Origin of the sequence: Bacillus manliponensis (genome assembly GCF_000712595.1) — a bacterium.
GTDB lineage: Bacteria > Bacillota > Bacilli > Bacillales > Bacillaceae_G > Bacillus_A > Bacillus_A manliponensis.
In genome coordinates this window covers 320226-337715 of the sequence record NZ_JOTN01000003.1, presented here as the reverse complement: position 1 = coordinate 337715, position 17490 = coordinate 320226, and the positions used below count along the sequence as shown (strand labels likewise).

At 37.4% G+C, this 17490-nt stretch carries 17 protein-coding genes and 3 other annotated features; of the genes, 3 read left to right on the top strand and 14 right to left on the bottom strand.

Annotated elements, in window-relative coordinates; all coding sequences use genetic code 11:
• Positions 1-38: 38 nt before the first annotated feature.
• From BAMA_RS05770 to BAMA_RS05760, 3 genes are all read right to left on the bottom strand, one after another.
• Positions 39-851, bottom strand: coding sequence for a M56 family metallopeptidase (locus tag BAMA_RS05770; RefSeq protein ID WP_034637035.1), 813 nt, complete (start codon positions 849-851; stop codon positions 39-41).
• Between the two features lie 4 nt (positions 852-855).
• The gene (locus BAMA_RS05765) at positions 856-1269 is read right to left on the bottom strand and encodes a BlaI/MecI/CopY family transcriptional regulator (protein WP_034637034.1); all 414 of its coding nucleotides are present in this window, start codon (positions 1267-1269) and stop codon (positions 856-858) included.
• A 246-nt stretch (positions 1270-1515) separates the two neighbouring features.
• Positions 1516-2439, bottom strand: a complete 924-nt coding sequence (locus tag BAMA_RS05760; RefSeq protein ID WP_034637033.1) for an NAD(P)-dependent alcohol dehydrogenase — start codon at positions 2437-2439, stop codon at positions 1516-1518.
• Positions 2440-2825: 386 nt separating this feature from the next.
• Between BAMA_RS05760 and BAMA_RS05755 the strand changes: the two genes are divergently transcribed.
• Positions 2826-3155: a class I SAM-dependent methyltransferase gene (locus tag BAMA_RS05755; protein WP_051758871.1), complete on the top strand. Its 330-nt coding sequence runs from the start codon at positions 2826-2828 to the stop codon at positions 3153-3155.
• A gap of 100 nt (positions 3156-3255) precedes the next feature.
• Positions 3256-3519 (top strand): methyltransferase domain-containing protein, encoded by a 264-nt coding sequence (locus BAMA_RS05750; RefSeq protein ID WP_051758870.1) that lies wholly within the window; start codon positions 3256-3258, stop codon positions 3517-3519.
• Positions 3520-3772: 253 nt separating this feature from the next.
• Here BAMA_RS05750 and mqo read toward each other — a convergent pair whose 3' ends face one another.
• The 8 genes from mqo to BAMA_RS05710 form a co-directional block, all read right to left on the bottom strand.
• Positions 3773-5275: a malate dehydrogenase (quinone) gene (gene mqo / locus BAMA_RS05745; protein ID WP_034637032.1), complete on the bottom strand. Its 1503-nt coding sequence runs from the start codon at positions 5273-5275 to the stop codon at positions 3773-3775.
• Between the two features lie 281 nt (positions 5276-5556).
• A complete protein-coding gene (aroA, locus tag BAMA_RS05740) occupies positions 5557-6852 on the bottom strand; it encodes a 3-phosphoshikimate 1-carboxyvinyltransferase (protein WP_034637029.1) in 1296 nt (431 codons plus the stop codon).
• 19 nt (positions 6853-6871) lie between these two features.
• A complete protein-coding gene (locus BAMA_RS05735) occupies positions 6872-7972 on the bottom strand; it encodes a prephenate dehydrogenase (protein WP_034637027.1) in 1101 nt (366 codons plus the stop codon).
• Complete coding sequence (gene hisC / locus BAMA_RS05730) at positions 7965-9065, bottom strand: histidinol-phosphate transaminase (RefSeq protein WP_034637025.1); 1101 nt, start codon at positions 9063-9065, stop codon at positions 7965-7967. Before hisC ends, BAMA_RS05735 begins: the two co-directional genes overlap by 8 nt.
• A 15-nt stretch (positions 9066-9080) precedes the next feature.
• Positions 9081-10253, bottom strand: coding sequence for a chorismate synthase (gene aroC / locus BAMA_RS05725; protein ID WP_034637023.1), 1173 nt, complete (start codon positions 10251-10253; stop codon positions 9081-9083).
• A gap of 52 nt (positions 10254-10305) precedes the next feature.
• Positions 10306-10539: a binding site (T-box leader), on the bottom strand.
• Between the two features lie 9 nt (positions 10540-10548).
• Positions 10549-11625: a bifunctional 3-deoxy-7-phosphoheptulonate synthase/chorismate mutase gene (locus BAMA_RS05720; RefSeq protein ID WP_034637021.1), complete on the bottom strand. Its 1077-nt coding sequence runs from the start codon at positions 11623-11625 to the stop codon at positions 10549-10551.
• A 127-nt stretch (positions 11626-11752) separates the two neighbouring features.
• Positions 11753-11987, bottom strand: a binding site (T-box leader).
• 55 nt (positions 11988-12042) lie between these two features.
• Positions 12043-12276 (bottom strand) — a binding site (T-box leader).
• A 109-nt stretch (positions 12277-12385) separates the two neighbouring features.
• Positions 12386-12727: a GIY-YIG nuclease family protein gene (locus BAMA_RS05715; RefSeq protein WP_034637019.1), complete on the bottom strand. Its 342-nt coding sequence runs from the start codon at positions 12725-12727 to the stop codon at positions 12386-12388.
• Positions 12728-12811: 84 nt separating this feature from the next.
• Positions 12812-13576, bottom strand: coding sequence for a DUF2087 domain-containing protein (locus BAMA_RS05710; RefSeq protein ID WP_034637017.1), 765 nt, complete (start codon positions 13574-13576; stop codon positions 12812-12814).
• A 204-nt stretch (positions 13577-13780) separates the two neighbouring features.
• Here BAMA_RS05710 and BAMA_RS05705 point away from each other — a divergent pair, with 204 nt between their 5' ends.
• Positions 13781-14401 carry a hypothetical protein gene (locus tag BAMA_RS05705; protein WP_034637015.1) on the top strand — a complete coding sequence of 207 codons (621 nt, stop codon included), beginning with the start codon at positions 13781-13783 and terminating at the stop codon, positions 14399-14401.
• Between the two features lie 162 nt (positions 14402-14563).
• On the opposite strand, the gene BAMA_RS05700 is transcribed toward BAMA_RS05705, so the two are convergent.
• From BAMA_RS05700 to fumC, 3 genes are all read right to left on the bottom strand, one after another.
• On the bottom strand, positions 14564-15010 hold the full coding sequence (locus BAMA_RS05700; RefSeq protein ID WP_034637012.1) for a GNAT family N-acetyltransferase: 447 nt from the start codon (positions 15008-15010) through the stop codon (positions 14564-14566).
• A 28-nt stretch (positions 15011-15038) separates the two neighbouring features.
• The gene (gene pyrH, locus BAMA_RS05695; RefSeq protein WP_034637011.1) at positions 15039-15773 is read right to left on the bottom strand and encodes a UMP kinase; all 735 of its coding nucleotides are present in this window, start codon (positions 15771-15773) and stop codon (positions 15039-15041) included.
• A 219-nt stretch (positions 15774-15992) separates the two neighbouring features.
• Complete coding sequence (gene fumC / locus BAMA_RS05690; protein WP_034637010.1) at positions 15993-17381, bottom strand: class II fumarate hydratase; 1389 nt, start codon at positions 17379-17381, stop codon at positions 15993-15995.
• Positions 17382-17490 lie beyond the last annotated feature (109 nt).

The following is a 17490-nucleotide window of genomic DNA, read 5'->3' as shown; positions in this document are numbered from 1 at the left end:
CACTACACAACGTAGTGTTACTATCCAAAAAAAGTGAGCTACATACACTCACCCATAATAAATACGGCGAACGTGAGAAATAGCCCCGCGGTCATATAAACCGCATTTGCATGTAACGGGATCTTTTCTATTACAGACAACGGGTTAATAATTTGCTGCATACGTAAATTAATTGCCGTTTTTGCAAACGGTGCGGTTACAAATTCATTTGAGCGTTGCTTTATCCCGATAAATTTCAGTAACGCACTTCCAAGTCCAAGAGGTGACTTCATATGCCTTATTACATACTGATCGGCTAGCAACTCTTTATAGGTGCTATAACGTTTTAACATCTCTTTTAAGACTGGAATATATGCCATACTCGCTGCTACTGTTGTAAAAACAAACAATTTTAACGGATCGTAGTTTTTTTGATGAAATTCTTCATGTAACACAATTGCATCAATTTCAGCTTCCATAAATGATTGAAAGAGTCCTTCAGATAAAACAATTTTCGGTTTCAAAAATCCAGTTGTAAATGCAACAACTTCTTCCGTCGGCAATATATACAATTGCTTTTCTTTACGTACGATAAGATGTAGTTGTTTCTGTAGTTTCCGGCTATATTTATACTGCTTCCGTAACTTATTACATACAACAACGAATGTGTAGATTAACAACCCACTTAGCATCATGCGAAACATCGATAACTCTTTCATATGCTGCTCCAGCTTAAACAAACAAAATGGAGAGAGCGAAAAACCACTGTTTGCAAATAAAAATGGATATGTAATATAGTAAACTAGCATGCTTAAAAATAAGACACTAACACTAATAGCCAAAAACAGAACTTTTTTTGCTTGCCACCTCACTATACTACTCCCCTTTTTTTAGTTGCTGTAATTTTTCTTCTAACTTTTTGATAAGCGTTGGATCGACTTGGTCAAGCTCATCTAACATATGACTGACAACGAAATCTCCAAACTCTCCCATTAATTCCTGCGTCATTTTCTTCGTTTGGTTGGATAAAAACTGCTCTTTCGTTTGAACAGCGCTATATATTCCTGTTCGTTTTACCGTCTGCTTTTGTAAGTGACCTTTTTCTACCAATCGGTTCATTATCGTCATAACTGTATTAAAATTCACAGGCGATTCGTCTTCTAGTTTTTGCTGCACATCTTTAATCGTAATCCCTTCTGTATTCCAAACAACTTCCATCACTTTCGCTTCAAGCGGACCGAAAAAATGATTTAATCCTTCTTCATTTAACTTGTAGTTTTGGCTGAACATACACGTCCTCCTTTACACTACACATTGTAGTATAAAATGAAAATAAGGTCAATTTATAAAGTGAAACTTTAATCAGTGGGGCTTTTCTCCATCCCCACTGATTATTAGCCCGACCAATCGGGCTTTTACGTGCTGTTTATCTCCCACCTAAACTTCTTCGTTTTCTCTCAAGTTTTGAGGTGAGAGTATTACAGCACGTTAATGCGGGATAAATGAACCTGCACCATAAAGCACAGGTTCATTTATTTATTCATTACTATTATCGTTAAAGAGAATTACTACATTCCCTTTCTTATGGCCTTTCTCAACATACGCATGAGCTTCTACAATTTGTTCCATCGAATAACATCTATCGATAACTGGTTTAATATTCCCCTTCTCAACAAGTTGTTTAAGAAATAATATATCTTCAACACGCTCCTTTGCGATCCCACTATTCACAGAAACATATTTTCCGCTTGAAGCTAGTACTTTCTTGCAATTCGATTTTGACTGTTTCCCAACTGCATCGAAAATCAGATCATATCGTTCTGCTTTTTCCGTAAAATCTTCCTTTATATAATCAAATACTTGATCTGCTCCTAGCGATTTTACTAACTCGACATTTGCCGTACTACATACCGCCGTAACGTCTGCACCAAAATATTTAGCAAGCTGCACAGCAGCAGTTCCTACAGATCCAGAAGCCCCGTAAATAAGTACTTTTTGCCCGCTCTCAATCTTTCCCTTTCTAAGAAAATGTAATGCTGAAGTGCCGCCAAAAGAAATAGCTGCTGCCTCTTCATACGTTATATTTTCTGGTTTTATCGCGATCATTCTATCTTCATCTAAACAGATGTACTCCGCATGAGCACCAAGGTTCATCCCCGTAAACGCAAACACTCGATTCCCTTTTTGAAACTTTGTTACTCTTTCTCCTACCTCTTCAATTTCTCCAGACAATTCTGTTCCGAGTATAGCTTTTCTTGGTTTTCTGAATCCAAGTATCATTCTCATAGGAATCCAGTACAAAAGCGGACTATCAAATCCTCGAATTCTACAATCCCCAGATGCTACAGTTGTCGCGTGAACTTTCACTAATATTTCGTTATCTTTCGGCTTAGGTTTTTCTATTTCTTTTATTTGAAGAACATTTGGCGATCCATATTTTGTACATATTATCGCTTTCATCATTTATCCCTCCCACCCTTTTTCACCACTTTCATTTTATGAAATGAAGTACAGAAAAATAGCAGGAAACTTGCAATCTTATTTTGTAGTTATAAAAGTGTTCCTCTGTTAACATAGAGTGAAACTTCAATCAGTGGGGGTTTCTTCATCCCCCACTGATTGTTAGTTGAACCAATCGGGCTTTTACGGGCTGTTTATCTCCCACCTAAACTCCTCTGAATCCTCTAAGTTTTGAGGTGGGAGTCTTACAGCCCGCAAATAGCGGGATAAATATTAGAATAATCTTCCAAGTAAATACTTCATTCAAAGGAGGTTATCGAAAAATGAATATATTAAATAAATTAATCCAATAAGCCAAAAAGCCACATGGTACAATTGGCTCACTCATGTTAAAAATTATGAATTCTGCTCATAGCGGTATGAACAAATGGGCATTAGGCAAACTCTGTATTCATGGAAACGAAATCCTTTTGGATATTGGTTGCGGCGGCGGAAACACGATCAAGTGTTTATCAGAATTTATTAAAGATGGTAAAATATACGGCATTGACTATTCTGAACAAGCTGTAAAAGAATCAATTCAAAAGAACATACAGGAGATTAATAGAAGAAAAGTACATATTTCTCGAGCAGATGTTACAAATATTCCATTTCCAGAGCAAACACTTGATAAAGTGAAACTTCACTCAGTGGGGGTTTTCTTCATCCCCCACTGAGTGTTAGTTGAACCAATCGGGCTTTTACGGGCTGTTAATCTCCCACCTAAACTTCTTTGCTTTTTCTTAAGTTTTGAGGTGGGAGTCTTACAGCCCGTTAATGCGGGATAAAATCACCGCTTTTCAAACTCATTATTTTTGGCCTAATCTTGAAGATGCAATGAAAGAGACATTTAGAGTACTAAAACAAGGCGGAGAATTTTTTATCATTGCGGAAACTTACAAAATTAATTATCATATGACAGCCTATAAAACACATGATGCTTTAAGGAAACTATTCAAGGAAACTGGATTTGAGAAAATCGAGTTTTTTGAGAATAAGAGTAAAGGATGGATTTGTGTGAAAGGATGTAAAAAGCAGTAATTCTTTTGCATATATAGACTAGTTAGAGCCTAATTTACTTAAAAAATCCTTTCAGAATAAAACTGAAAGGATTTTTGCTTACTCAAATATAAAGTGAAACTTTACTCAGTGGGGGTTTTCTCCATCCCCCACTGAGTGTAAGTCTCCCACCTAAATTTCTCTGAATCCTCTAAGTTTTGAGGTGGGAGTCTTATAGCCCCGCAAATAGCGGGATAGAAAAGTATTTAATTTGATTAAATACTTTTCTATAAACTTAACTATAAAGTGCTTCTTTTTCGCCAAGACCAAGTGTCTTCGCTGTTGAAGTATGAATTTCCTCGAAAAGCTTATGATTTTCTAATAGCGATATACCGTAAGAAGGAATCATTTCTTTTATTTTTGGTTCCCACTCTTTCATGCGGTGTGAGAAGCATTTCTCTAATAATTCAAGCATAACATGGACAGCAGTAGAAGCGCCTGGAGAAGCACCAAGTAATGCGGCTACTGAGCCATCTGCTGCACTCACAATTTCTGTACCAAATTGAAGTGTTCCTTTACCGCCAGCATCTGTATCTTTAATAACTTGCACACGCTGTCCTGCTACTACTACATCCCAATCTTCACTTTTTGCATTTGGAATAAATTCACGTAATTCTTCCATGCGCTTTTCATTTGATAACATAACTTGCTGAATCAAATATTTTGTCAGTGACATTTCTTTTACACCTGCTGCCAGCATAGTCACAACATTATTTGGTTTTACGGAGCCAATTAAGTCAAGATTTGAACCCGTTTTTAAAAACTTTGGTGAGAAACCAGCAAACGGTCCAAACAGCAATGTTTTTTTATTATCGATATATCTTGTATCAAGATGTGGAACCGACATTGGCGGAGCGCCAACCTTTGCTTTTCCGTATACTTTGGCATGATGCTTTTCTACAACTTTCGGATTATTACATACTAAAAATAATCCACTTACCGGGAATCCTCCAATTTGCTTTGATTCAGGAATACCCGTTTTTTGTAATAATGGTAGACTTCCGCCTCCACAGCCAATAAAGACAAATTTGGCAGTATGATATTCTGTTTTACCACTAGCCATGTCATGCACTTTAACTTCCCATGCCCCATTATCTGTACGTTTAATTCCATCAACACTATGTTTATAGTTTATTTCAACGTTTTTCTTCTGTAAGTGTTCAAATAACATACGCGTTAAAGCACCAAAATTGACATCCGTTCCAGAATCAATTTTTGTCGCCGCCATCGGTTCATTTAATGTACGTCCTTCCATAATAAGCGGCATCCATTCCGTCAGCTTTTCTGGATTATCGGAAAACTCCATCCCTTGAAACAGATGGCTCTTTGTAAGCGCTTCAAAACGTTTTTTCAAAAACGTTACATTTTTCTCCCCTTGCACTAAACTCATATGAGGTATCGGCATAATAAAGTCTTGTGGATTACGAATCAAATCGCTACTTACAAGATAAGACCAAAACTGTCTTGAAATTTGAAACTGTTCATTTATTTTTAGCGCTTTATTAACATCTATAGATCCATCGGTTTTTTCGGACGTATAGTTAAGCTCACACAATGCAGCATGACCTGTACCCGCATTATTCCATTCATTCGAACTTTCTTCCCCTGCTTTTGCGAGTTTCTCAAACACTTTAATTTCTAGTTCAGGTGCTAACTCTTTCAGTAAAGACCCCAACGTTGCGCTCATAACTCCAGCACCAACTAAAATAACGTCTGTTTTTTTCTGTACGTTGCTCATTATAACCTTCCCCATCCCCTAAATTTGTAAAAAAGTGTGAGCGCTCCTGCTTATATATAAGAAAAAGCAAAGCGCTACCTAGGCCCCACCTAGACACACATCTCTTTTTTCTAAATTATAACCGTATCATACTCTATTATAATGATTTATATACTAAAATTTCTACTATTATCTGATAATTTTAAACTATTTAGCGTAAATTAAAAAGTAAAAAGTTCTAAAAAAAGGGGGGAATCGTGTTAAAAAAGAAAAAAGAAGGAGCTTAAACATTAAGCCCCTTCTCATCTCACGTCCATACTAAGTCTTCTTAACTCATCAAAAAATTTCGGATACGACACTCCCACTGCTGCAGCATCTTCAATCATTGTCTCTCCTTCAGCTAAAGAACCGGCAATTGCTAACATCATACCAATTCGATGATCTCCATGACTACTTACCTTACTCCCTTTTAACTTTGACTTCCCATAAATAATCATTCCATCATCTGTCGCTTCAATACGTGCTCCTAACTTGTTTAATTCATTTACAACTGTATCAATACGATTTGTTTCCTTTACCTTCAGCTCCTGTGCATCTTTAATCACTGTAATTCCTTCTGCTTGCGTTGCCATAAACGCGATAATTGGAATTTCATCAATCAATCTCGGGATCATATCTCCACCAACCTCGATTCCTTGCAGACTTGATGTTTCAATTGTAATATCAGCAGCTGGCTCTAATGAACGATTATGAATTGGCGTAATTTCTAAGTTTGCTCCCATCTTTATTAGTACATCTATGATTCCTGTGCGAGTCGGATTCATTCCAACATTTTGTAAGACTAGTTTACTATTAGGAATGATAGAACCCGCTGCTAAGAAAAATGCTGCAGATGAAACATCTCCCGGTACTTGTACATCCGTTCCTGTTAATCTTTGTCCCCCAGCTATTTTTACAGTTTTACCTTCACGAGTAACCGTTACACCAAACGCTTCAAGCATTCTTTCTGTATGATCACGCGAAACATACGGCTCTGTAACAGTTGTTACACCTTCTGCACCAAGCCCTGCTAGTAAAATAGCAGATTTTACTTGAGCACTTGCGACAGGTGAAGAATAATCAATTGCTTGTAAATTCCCACCTCGAATTGTAAGTGGAGTAAACGTACCTTCTTTTCTGCCATCTATCTTTGCTCCCATTAGACTAAGCGGGTTGGTCACACGTTTCATCGGCCGCTTTCCAATCGAAGCATCTCCTTGCACACAAGAATGAAACGAAGTATTAGCAAGGATCCCTAACATTAAACGTATCGTTGTTCCAGAATTCCCAACATCCAATACATTTTTCGGTTCTTGTAATCCCTCAATCCCTTTTCCATTCACTGTAACCTCATCATCTTGTTGTAAAATTTCTACTCCCATCTCGCGGAAACAAGAAATGGTACTTAAACAATCTGCGCCAGGTAAAAACCCTTGAATCGTTGTGTTTCCATGTGCAATTGCTCCAAACATGACCGCGCGGTGTGAAATAGATTTATCACCAGGAATTGAAATCCTTCCTTGAAGCCCATTCTTTGCATGTTGTATCGTTTTGTTCATTACACTATTTCCCTCCTTGTTACATCGTTTCATATGTTGCGTATTGTTCTTTTTGCAAAGCTAGCGCTGCTTTATGACGATCTTCTTCTCTTTGGAAGCTAATACGAAGAACCCCTAACAACCCTTCCCTCGATTCCAATATTTGTAAATTTGTAATACTAATTTCCCGCTGTGCAAGAATATTTGTAATATGAGCGAGCGCTCCCACTTTATCTAAAACGTCTACATATAAATCATGATAAGCTGGGATTGCTCCGCTTTTTCGAACAGGCAATGAATCACGGTACTGCTTTGCATTTGCAAAATAGTCGTGCAATTCAACTTCATCTCCTTTTGCAACGACGCTGCGCAGCTTTTCCATTTCTAAAATCCATTCTTCAAGTAACTGCAATAAATTGTCTTGATTTTGTTTTACAATGTCGCTCCACATTTTTGGACTACTAGATGCTATGCGGGTAATATCTTTAAATCCACCTGCTGCAAGCTGATGAATGTGCGAATTCATTCCAGCATGTTTCTCCACTTGTTTTACTAAGCCCGCTGCAATTAAGTGTGGAAAGTGGCTTACAATTCCTGTTACATAATCATGTTCCTCTGTATTTAATAAGAGAAAGTGTGAACGTGTCCCTTTTAACCACACTTTCAGCTCTTCCACTCTTTCAATTGCTACATCCTTCATCGGCGTTAAAACATAAAAGGCGTTTTCAAATAAATGCGCTTTTGCACTTTCCACCCCTGTTTTATGAGATCCTGCCATCGGATGCCCGCCAATAAACACGACGCCTTTCGGTAATAATCGTTCAGCTTCACTCATAATCATACCTTTTGTGCTACCTACGTCTGTGACGATAACACGTTCCTTTAGCTTATAAGTAGAGAGCTTTTGTAATAGTTTTTTTGTTTCTTCAACTGGTGATGCAAATATAATAAGCTCAGCTTCCTCACAAGCCTTCTGTAAATCTGTTACAACTTCATCAATCACATGCAATTCTTTTGCCCGCTCTGCTTGTTCTATATGAATATCGTATCCAATCATTTTCACATCATGTTCTTTCTGAATTGCTAAAGCTAGTGAACCACCAATTAACCCTGTTCCGATTAATACAACGTTTTTACACATGATCCTCATCTCGAAACTTATTTTTTTTATTTATAAAATGTTGTTTTAACACAGAAATCACTCCTTCATTTTGTTCGTGCGTTCCAATTGTAATGCGTATGCCGTATGGAAACGGTCGAATGATAAATCCGTTATGTGCACATACTTCATAAACTTCCTGCGGATCCTTTACTTGTAAGAAGATAAAGTTTGTTTGTGATGGATAGAAAGGTATCTCATACTCTTTACAAAAGTCCTCATATTGCTCTAATCCTTCTCGGTTTACACGAACGATATTTTCAATAAATTGTCCGTCACCATACGCAATTGTTGCTGCTTGTTGTGCAAGCGAAGAAACATTAAATGGTAAGCGAACAATATTTAACGTTTCAATCAATTCTCCTCGTCCAATGGCATATCCTACGCGAAATGAAGCTAAACCATATGCTTTTGAAAATGTTCGTAATATAAGGAGGTTTTTATGCTTTTGCAAAAGCGGTACCGTTTCTGGGAAGTCTTTCGCTGTTACATATTCATAGTACGCCTCATCTATTACAATTACCGTAGAAGAATTTACACCCCTAATAAATTCACTTAATCTTCGGTCATTTATATATGTGCCCGTCGGATTATTTGGATTACAAATCCATATAAGTTTTGTCTTTTCGTCTACAACGGCGCGCATTTCTTCTAAATCATATGCACCATTTTGTAATGGAACTTCTCTTACTTCACATTCTTCAATAATTGCATGATGGCGATATTGCGGAAATGTTTCACCTGCTGTTACGACGTTATCCCCTTTACATAGAAACGTACGACTTATCATTTGAATAACTTCGTCTAGCCCACTTCCACATATAATTTGTTCTTTTTGAACTTGTAATTTCTCTGCAATAACTCGGCGAAGTTCGACTGCTCCTCCATCTGGATATAACGCATGCTCATTCCAGGCTGTTTGCAATTCTTCCATCACACGTGGAGAACAGCCAAATGGATTTTCATTGGATGCTAACTTTACAAATACATGATCTCCATATATTTCTTTCATTTGCTGCGGTGATTTCCCTGGTTTATATGGCTGCAATGATGATAGTTGTTCTTTTCCCTTCATACGTTATCCCCCCTTTTAAAATTCTTTTGCATATTTGTTATGCTGCGCTATATTTTGCGCAATCAGTTCCATACGGTCTTTCCCGAATTGTTCGACTAATGCATCCGCAAGCTCCCATGCTACAACTGCTTCTGCTACAACACTTGCTGCTGGAACTGCGCAGCTATCAGATCTCTCAATGCTTGCCTGGAATGCTTCTTTCGTCTCAATATCTACACTTGCGAGCGGTTTATATAATGTCGGAATCGGCTTCATCACACCTTTTACAACAACTGGCATTCCAGTAGTCATACCCCCTTCAAATCCACCTGCGTTGTTCGTTGTTCGCATATAGCCTTTTTCTTCATTCCAAACAATTTCATCATGGACGAAACTTCCTGGTCTTCTTGCCGCCTCAAATCCAATTCCAATTTCAACACCTTTAAAAGCATTAATGCTCATCATCGCTCCTGCTAGTTTTGCATCTAGTTTATGATCGTAATGTACGTAGCTTCCAACACCAATTGGCATTCCCTCAGCAATAACCTCTACAACCCCGCCAATTGAATCTCCGCTACTTTTCGCTTCATCAATTGCATGCATCATATTTTGCTCGGTCTCTTTATCTAAACAACGAACAGGTGAATGTTCCGTAATCATTTGAATTTCTTCTATCGATAATGGACCGCTATCATTTGCTTTTATACCGCCAATTTCAAGTACATGACCAGCAATCTCAACACCTAACTCTTTTAAAATTTGCTTTGCCACTGCACCAGCTGCTACCCGTACCGTTGTCTCTCTTGCAGAGGAACGCTCTAATACATTTCGTATATCACGGTGTCCATATTTAATTGCGCCATTTAAGTCTGCGTGCCCTGGACGTGGTTTCGTAATGGTACGCTTCATTTCTTTACTTTCTTGCTCTGAAATAGGATCAGCGCCCATAATTTTTGTCCAATGTTTAAAATCATCATTTTTTACGATTAATGTAATCGGCGAGCCAAGTGTCATACCGTGACGAACACCACTAACAATTTCCACCGTATCCATCTCAATTTGCATCCGTCTTCCGCGGCCATGTCCTTTTTGTCGTCTTAATAACTCTTTATTTATATGCTCTGTTGTTAATGCTAATCCTGCAGGTACACCTTCTAAAATAACAGTGAGCTGCGGACCGTGTGATTCTCCAGCTGTTATATATCTCATTTTCCTAACCCCTCTACTATTTTTTATACAAAAAAGTCCCCACTGAGCGCTCAGTAGGGACGATGATTATCGCGGTACCACCCTAATTGTAGACTAAAGTTGCCTACCTCTTCTCATGATTAACGATCGCTATGACCGTCTTTCCCTTCATAAAGACTTTTCGCTTTACTACGAAAAAGATGCTCCAGGGGTGTAATTCATACTTATGTTTGTACTGATTTACACCAACCATCAGCTCTCTGTAACAAAGCCATAAGTACTACTCGCGCCCTTTCTCTGCATGTTTCATATGAAATTAAGATAATCGGTTTTTAAATCCTTTTAGTTCTTCCATAAATTTATGGAACTCTGGAATATCCATTTGCTGTGCTGAGTCAGATAATGCAACTGCTGGATCCGGATGAACTTCTGCCATTACTGCATCTGCTCCAATTGCTAACGCTGCTTTTGCCGTTGGTAATAATAAATCTCTGCGTCCTGTTGAATGTGTTACGTCTACAACTACTGGTAAATGTGTTTCTTTCTTTAAAATCGGTACAGCGGAAATATCTAATGTGTTTCGCGTTGCTCTTTCGTATGTGCGAATACCACGTTCACATAATATGATTTGATCATTTCCCTGCGCCATAATGTACTCTGCTGCATGAACAAATTCATCAATCGTCGCTGCTAAACCACGTTTTAGTAACACAGGTTTATTTACTTTACCTACAGCTCTTAACAGATCAAAGTTTTGCATATTTCTTGCTCCTACTTGAATAACATCAACGTAGTCAAGCGCCATTTCTACATCGTTTGGATTTAAAATCTCACTAATAATTGCTAAGTCGAATTCATCAGCAACTTGGCGTAAAATTTGTAATCCTTCAACACCTAAACCTTGGAAATCGTATGGTGATGTTCTTGGTTTAAATGCACCGCCTCGCATTAATTTTAATCCTTGTTCTTTCATCGCATGCCCAACTTGACGAACTTGTTCTAAACTTTCAACTGCACAAGGTCCCATAATGAATGTTTGTGTTCCATTTCCTAGTAACTCACCTTTTACATCCACAATTGTGTTTTCTTGTTTCTTCTTACGTGAAACAAGTAGTGCCTTGCGATTATCATCTTCTTGTAATTCTAAACTCGCTTTGAAAATTGTTTTGAAAATATGCTGCACTGTTGATGTTTCAAACGGTCCATCGTTATGCTCTGCAATCATATTTAATACTTCGCGCTCACGTACTGGGTCAAAGCGTTTTGTACCTTGTACTTGTTTTTGCTCCCCAATTTTTTGAACGATTCGGCCACGTTCATTTAGTAATTGTAATAACTGTAAATTAATTTCATCCACCTGTTTACGTAATTGTTCTAACTCATGATTTGCCATTGTAAAAGCCTCCTTAAATTTTTAAAAATAGAAAATTACCTTTTTTCTGAAATAAGTCTTTATAACCCTCTACTTGAGAACGATACCATCAATAAAAATGCACAAAAAAGTCCCTACTGATTTACTCAGTAGGGACGATTATTATCGCGGTACCACCCTAGTTGTAGACGACCCTGCGTCTACCTCTCTTCTTTGTTAACGATCATTTGACCGTCTTTTCCTTCATAAAGATATACATCTTTACTACGAAAAAGATGCTCCAGGACTGTAATTCGCACTTGTCTTTGTACTGGTTCACACCAACCACCAGCTCTCTGTTACAGGGAAACAGTTGCTACTCCTTTTCCTTTCATTGCATACATCATTTACTTTTCAATTTGGACCGCTTCTATACAAAAAATCCCTACTGATTTACTCAGTAGGGACGATTATTATCGCGGTACCACCCTAGTTATAGACGACCTTGCGTCTATCTCTCTTCATTGTTAACGATCATTTGACCGTCTTTCCCTTCATAAAGATATACATCTTTACTACGAAAAAGATGCTCCAGGATTGTAATTCATGATTATCTCTGTACTGATTCACACCAACCATCAGCTCTCTGTTACAGGAAGATACCCACTACTGTGATCCCTTCATTGCTTTTATTCAAAATATTTTTTTGATTGAATAAGTATGATTCGTATTATAGATTGCTCCTATAATGACTGTCAATAACTTTTTATTTATTTTTTAAAAATTAAAATACGTTTACGAATTAATTATACCCACGTTCACCGTATGGCTGTAGCTTTTCAACCCATTTTTCTTCTAACTTTTTCAATTCTTCTTTTTCGTTAAAATACGGGTCATCTTTTTTCTTTAATACTTCTAGCACTTCAAACTGAAATGCACTCGCTCCATATTCATTCCACTCCATTTGAAGCGCTCGGTTTGTACAAGAACCAGCATTTAATTCAAATTTTCTACCGCTAATTGTTTTTAAATTTCTCGTACTATCAACATACACTTTATTATTTTTCGTATTTGTAATCGAATAAATCCCTGCTTCTATTTTTATCTCTTTATACAACTGCTTCAGTTCAGCTTTTCTATTCATCTTTTTCACTCCTTATTTATCCCGATCGGTTCAACTAACACTCAGTGGGGGGTGAAGAAAACCCCCACTGAGTGAAGTTTCACTTTATCGCTTCACCCAGTACATACTGCCATCAGCTGTACGGTCTAAAAATCCATATTCAATTAAATATCTTCGTAATGTAACATAATCATCATACGCATTTGCTAATACATCATTCACTTCTTTTTCCGTATATTGCTTTTGATGATCAAAGCGTTTCGTGAGCTGCTTTAAAATAATGAGTTTACGCTTTTGTTTTTTCGGAAAATTACATAATGGCCCATTTAATCCTTCTGGAAAATGTAGTTTTAACACTTCTTCATTTTCCTTTTCTGTAATGTTGTATCGATCGTCAACCATCGTTGCCGTTCTGTGAATTGGTATAAATTTTGTTTGCTTCTCTGCTTTTTTCTCAGATAATTCCATTAAAGCAAGAAACACTTTTGCTTGTTTCATTTTTTCTCGTAAAGTAAAACGATGGTTACGAATTGTTGACGTACTACCACCATCCATTTCTTTCACAATTTCTTTATCATTTAAGCCCATCTGAAAGAACTCCAACATTTTCTTTTGCAAATCCGTTAATCCTGTCAGTTTTTTATCAAAGCTTAATAAGTAATGGAACATAGACGTATGTTCATTTGCGATATGAATTTTTGTAAATTTCTCTGCTTCATATAACACATTGTCTTCCTCGTAAATTACCCCTTTTACAAATGTTTCCCCGCATGCTAAACAAATGAATTCTTCTTTTTCCTCATTCCATACATATCCCTGTTTCAGTTCCTCTACAGAAGCATTCCAAAACCATTCTGAAATATCACTCATACTAAACATTCCTCCAAATCATCTATCTAAAAACTAAACATATTTAACACTCGTTTATTTTCTACATCTTATCACATGAAAACAAACTTTACAACGTGTCGTTTACCTATTTTACAAACACATCTTATTTTTGTTTGTAAAACACCCAAAACTTTCATAACGAAGTGACATATATTAGTTAGTGATGAAGAAAGGAGAATACAAATGGAAAACACTAATAGCACTCCGTATGTAAATACAGAACAAGGAGTCTACACTTCTTCGAAACTACAAGCCATTATGGATCAAGCATTTCGAATTCCAGTATTTTTAAGTACCTCTAATACACTTAATTCTCTTCAGCAGCAATTTTTAGACAGGCTCATTTTAGAAATTGAGAATGCACTCTTCTTCCCTCGTACGATACCTAGAAGCGAATTATATCCTGAAGCACCATTAACTAGTATAAGAAGAATGATTTTATCAAGTTATGGACTAGTGGCAGTAGACTTCGAGCGATTATTTGTAAGATTATTACAAACGAATATTGATCCATCTCCAACACCAACAGAGTTTTGGGAAGGAAGTCCTTTTTCACAAATTGAACCTTCTATGGGGTATCAATACGGCCTCCCTTTATTGTTAATTCGGGAGAACAATACTGACGAAAATAGAGGGATTTGGCAATTAGGAAATGCACCATTCACAATAATAACTTGGAACTCTGCAAGACAATCTGTAGATGCCTTTTTTGCAAGCACTGCATGGAAGCAATTTTTCGCAAATTGGGTTGGACAAGTTCGAAGTGGCTATTCTCTTCAAACTGAACCACAATTTTTATACTAGTTTTTCAACTGAGAATGCTCCCAAAAATAAAATTCACAAAAAAGAATCGGAAGACCAAACCAAGGTCTTCCGATTCTTTTTAAACTGCAATATCCTTCTTTCTATATACTACATAAGCAGTGAGCATACTAATAGATGAATATACACAAAGGCTCTAGAGCACTATACTATTTCCCAATTCACCATCTTCTCCGTTTCACTAACTCGCTTCATTCCAATCTTCTCAAGTACTCGGATTGAAGCCGCATTATCATGGAGTGTTTCTGCAATAACACGAGTGACTTCTTCCTGTCTAAACGCCCAATCTACGAGCGCCCCGACAGACTCCGTTGCATATCCTTTCATTCTAGCACTCTCAAGAAAACCATAACCTACTTCTACTACACCATCTGCATTTGGCTTTCCTTTAAAGCCAATATCTCCAACGAGTATACCATCAACCTTTTCGGTTACAAGCCACACCCCCCAATATAACTGGGATGAATCTTCTTCTAGTCTTTTCATATAGTTTTCTATTTGCGGTCCATCATAGTATTTTTGTTCATTTACAATGTGAATTGTTTCAGGCATACAAGGAATAATTGTTAATCTACTAGTTTCAATAACCATATTAAGTTCCCCTTTTTTAATCTAAAATTTAGCAAAGTGTTGTCTCCTCATTATGAATCAACGTACCAACATGTTCTCCTAAACATATGTCTCTCATGACACCTTCTTTATCAAAGTTAAAGACGTGAACAGGTAGTTTATAATCACGTGCTAAAAGTAACGCTGACTGATCCATGACCTTTATATCATTTTGCACAACATCATCATAATGCAAATAACTATACATTTTCGCATCTTTATCACGCTTCGGATCACTCGTAAATACCCCATCAACTCCTTGCTTTGCTACTAAAATAGCATCACTATTCGTCTCAATTGCACGCTGTACACTCGGATAATCTGTCGTCACAAACGGCTGACCATTTCCACCGCCAAAAATGACAATATAGCCTTTTTCTAAATGATGAATTGCTCTCAAATGAATATACGGCTCAGCAACAGATGTAACCGGCATGGATGTCATCACACGCACTTCTTTCTCTGTCTTACTTTTTAGTACACCCCTTAACATTAAACTGTTCATAATTGTGCCAAGCGTACCAATATTATCAGCTTCTACTCGATCAATTCCCCAGCGGTCCGCTAAACTTCCTCTAAAAATATTTCCGCCACCAACAACAAGCGAAACTTCTACACCTAAATTCACAATCGAAACAATTTCATTTGCAATATGCTCCAATCGTTTTGCATCAAAACTATTTCCATTCCCATCAGAAAGCGCACCACCACTCAGTTTAATTAACACTCGTTTATATTTCAGCATATTAACTCTCCCTTCACATGTTTTTTCCACAAAAAAAGGAGCAAAGGCAAATGCCTTCACTCCTGTAAATAAGAATAGAAAAGAATCGCTGTCTTCATATCATGCATACATGTATTCATACGATTCGCCCCTTCCTATTCTTTCGTTTCAATTCACTTGTTCCATTATACAAAAAAACAAGCTACACTTTCAACTTTTTATTTAAAATTTTCTAACTTTTTATTCTTTTGGCGCAATCATCTTTTTCGGATCTACAATATCATGGAATTGTTCTTCTGTTAATAAACCGGATTGAAGTACCGCTTCTTTTAATGTCAATCCTTCAGTATGAGCATGCTTCGCAATTTTTGCCGCATTTTCATAACCGATATGTGGATTTAGCGCTGTTACAAGCATTAACGAATTGTTTACATGTTTTTCAATAATCTCTTCATTTGCTTCAATACCAACTGCGCATTTATCATTAAACGCAACGATTGCATCTGCTAATAGTCTTGCAGATTGTAAGAAATTATAAGCAATAACAGGCTTAAATACGTTAAGTTCAAAGTTTCCTTGACTTGCCGCAAAGCCAATCGTTGCATCGTTACCCATTACTTGCGCTACAACCATCGTTAATGCTTCACTTTGCGTTGGATTTACTTTCCCTGGCATAATTGAACTTCCTGGCTCATTTGCTGGAATTGTAATTTCACCTAAGCCACTGCGTGGTCCACTCGCAAGCCAACGTACATCATTTGCAATTTTCATCAAATCAGCTGCTAACGCTTTTAAAGCACCGTGCGCAAATACAGCCTCATCATGACTTGTTAAGGCATGAAACTTATTTTCTGCTGATACAAATTGCTTACTAGTAAACCTACTAATTTCCGTTGCAACCATATCGCCAAACTTCGGATGTGCGTTAATACCTGTACCAACCGCTGTTCCACCAATCGCCAGCTCTTTCATATATGTATTACTTTCAGAAATCATACGCTCTGTTTTCTCAAGCATACGATGCCATCCGCTCACTTCTTGCCCTAACGTTAACGGCGTTGCATCTTGTAAGTGCGTACGACCAATTTTAATAATATGTTCGAATTTCTCTACTTTCTCCTGTAGTGTACCTTTTAATTTCGCAACTGCTGGTAACACTTGCTCCTCTACTGCAATGACACACGCAACGTGAAGTGCCGTTGGGAACGTATCATTAGAGCTTTGCGACATATTCACATCATCATTTGGATGAATGCGCGCATCATGACCTTGCTCTGCTAAAATTTCATTACCGCGATTTGCGATCACTTCATTCATATTCATATTCGACTGCGTACCACTACCTGTTTGCCATACTACAAGTGGAAAATGCGCATCCCATTTCCCTTCGATTACTTCATCTGCTGCCTGCACAATCGCATCCGCCTTTTCAGCAGACAACTTTCCTAATTCTTTATTGCTAAGTGCTGCACCCTTCTTCAATAATGCAAACGCCTTCACAATTTCAAACGGCATAAGCTCTATCCCAATCGGAAAATTCTCCTTACTACGCTGCGTCTGTGCTGCCCACAACTTATCAGCTGGAACCTTCATTTCTCCTAGTGTATCTCTTTCAATTCTGTAATCCATGGTTTCATCCCCTTATAATATATAATGGCTACTTTTACATTGTAGCAGAAATTCACAAGAAATGATAATGATTATCATTAATGAAAAGGTGTTTTATTATAATAATAAC

Coding starts and splice junctions, on each gene's coding strand:
- BAMA_RS05735 (WP_034637027.1), bottom strand. CDS start 7,972: ATGTGTAAAAACGTTGTATTAATCGGAACAGGGTTAATTGGTGGTTCA.
- BAMA_RS05705 (WP_034637015.1), top strand. CDS start 13,781: ATGGAAAACACTAATAGCACTCCGTATGTAAATACAGAACAAGGAGTC.
- BAMA_RS05720 (WP_034637021.1), bottom strand. CDS start 11,625: ATGGCAAATCATGAGTTAGAACAATTACGTAAACAGGTGGATGAAATT.
- BAMA_RS05710 (WP_034637017.1), bottom strand. CDS start 13,576: ATGAGTGATATTTCAGAATGGTTTTGGAATGCTTCTGTAGAGGAACTG.
- mqo (WP_034637032.1), bottom strand. CDS start 5,275: ATGAGCAACGTACAGAAAAAAACAGACGTTATTTTAGTTGGTGCTGGA.
- hisC (WP_034637025.1), bottom strand. CDS start 9,065: ATGAAGGGAAAAGAACAACTATCATCATTGCAGCCATATAAACCAGGG.
- BAMA_RS05755 (WP_051758871.1), top strand. CDS start 2,826: ATGTTAAAAATTATGAATTCTGCTCATAGCGGTATGAACAAATGGGCA.
- BAMA_RS05750 (WP_051758870.1), top strand. CDS start 3,256: ATGCGGGATAAAATCACCGCTTTTCAAACTCATTATTTTTGGCCTAAT.
- BAMA_RS05765 (WP_034637034.1), bottom strand. CDS start 1,269: ATGTTCAGCCAAAACTACAAGTTAAATGAAGAAGGATTAAATCATTTT.
- fumC (WP_034637010.1), bottom strand. CDS start 17,381: ATGGATTACAGAATTGAAAGAGATACACTAGGAGAAATGAAGGTTCCA.
- BAMA_RS05760 (WP_034637033.1), bottom strand. CDS start 2,439: ATGAAAGCGATAATATGTACAAAATATGGATCGCCAAATGTTCTTCAA.
- aroA (WP_034637029.1), bottom strand. CDS start 6,852: ATGAACAAAACGATACAACATGCAAAGAATGGGCTTCAAGGAAGGATT.
- aroC (WP_034637023.1), bottom strand. CDS start 10,253: ATGAGATATATAACAGCTGGAGAATCACACGGTCCGCAGCTCACTGTT.
- BAMA_RS05715 (WP_034637019.1), bottom strand. CDS start 12,727: ATGAATAGAAAAGCTGAACTGAAGCAGTTGTATAAAGAGATAAAAATA.
- BAMA_RS05700 (WP_034637012.1), bottom strand. CDS start 15,010: ATGGTTATTGAAACTAGTAGATTAACAATTATTCCTTGTATGCCTGAA.
- pyrH (WP_034637011.1), bottom strand. CDS start 15,773: ATGCTGAAATATAAACGAGTGTTAATTAAACTGAGTGGTGGTGCGCTT.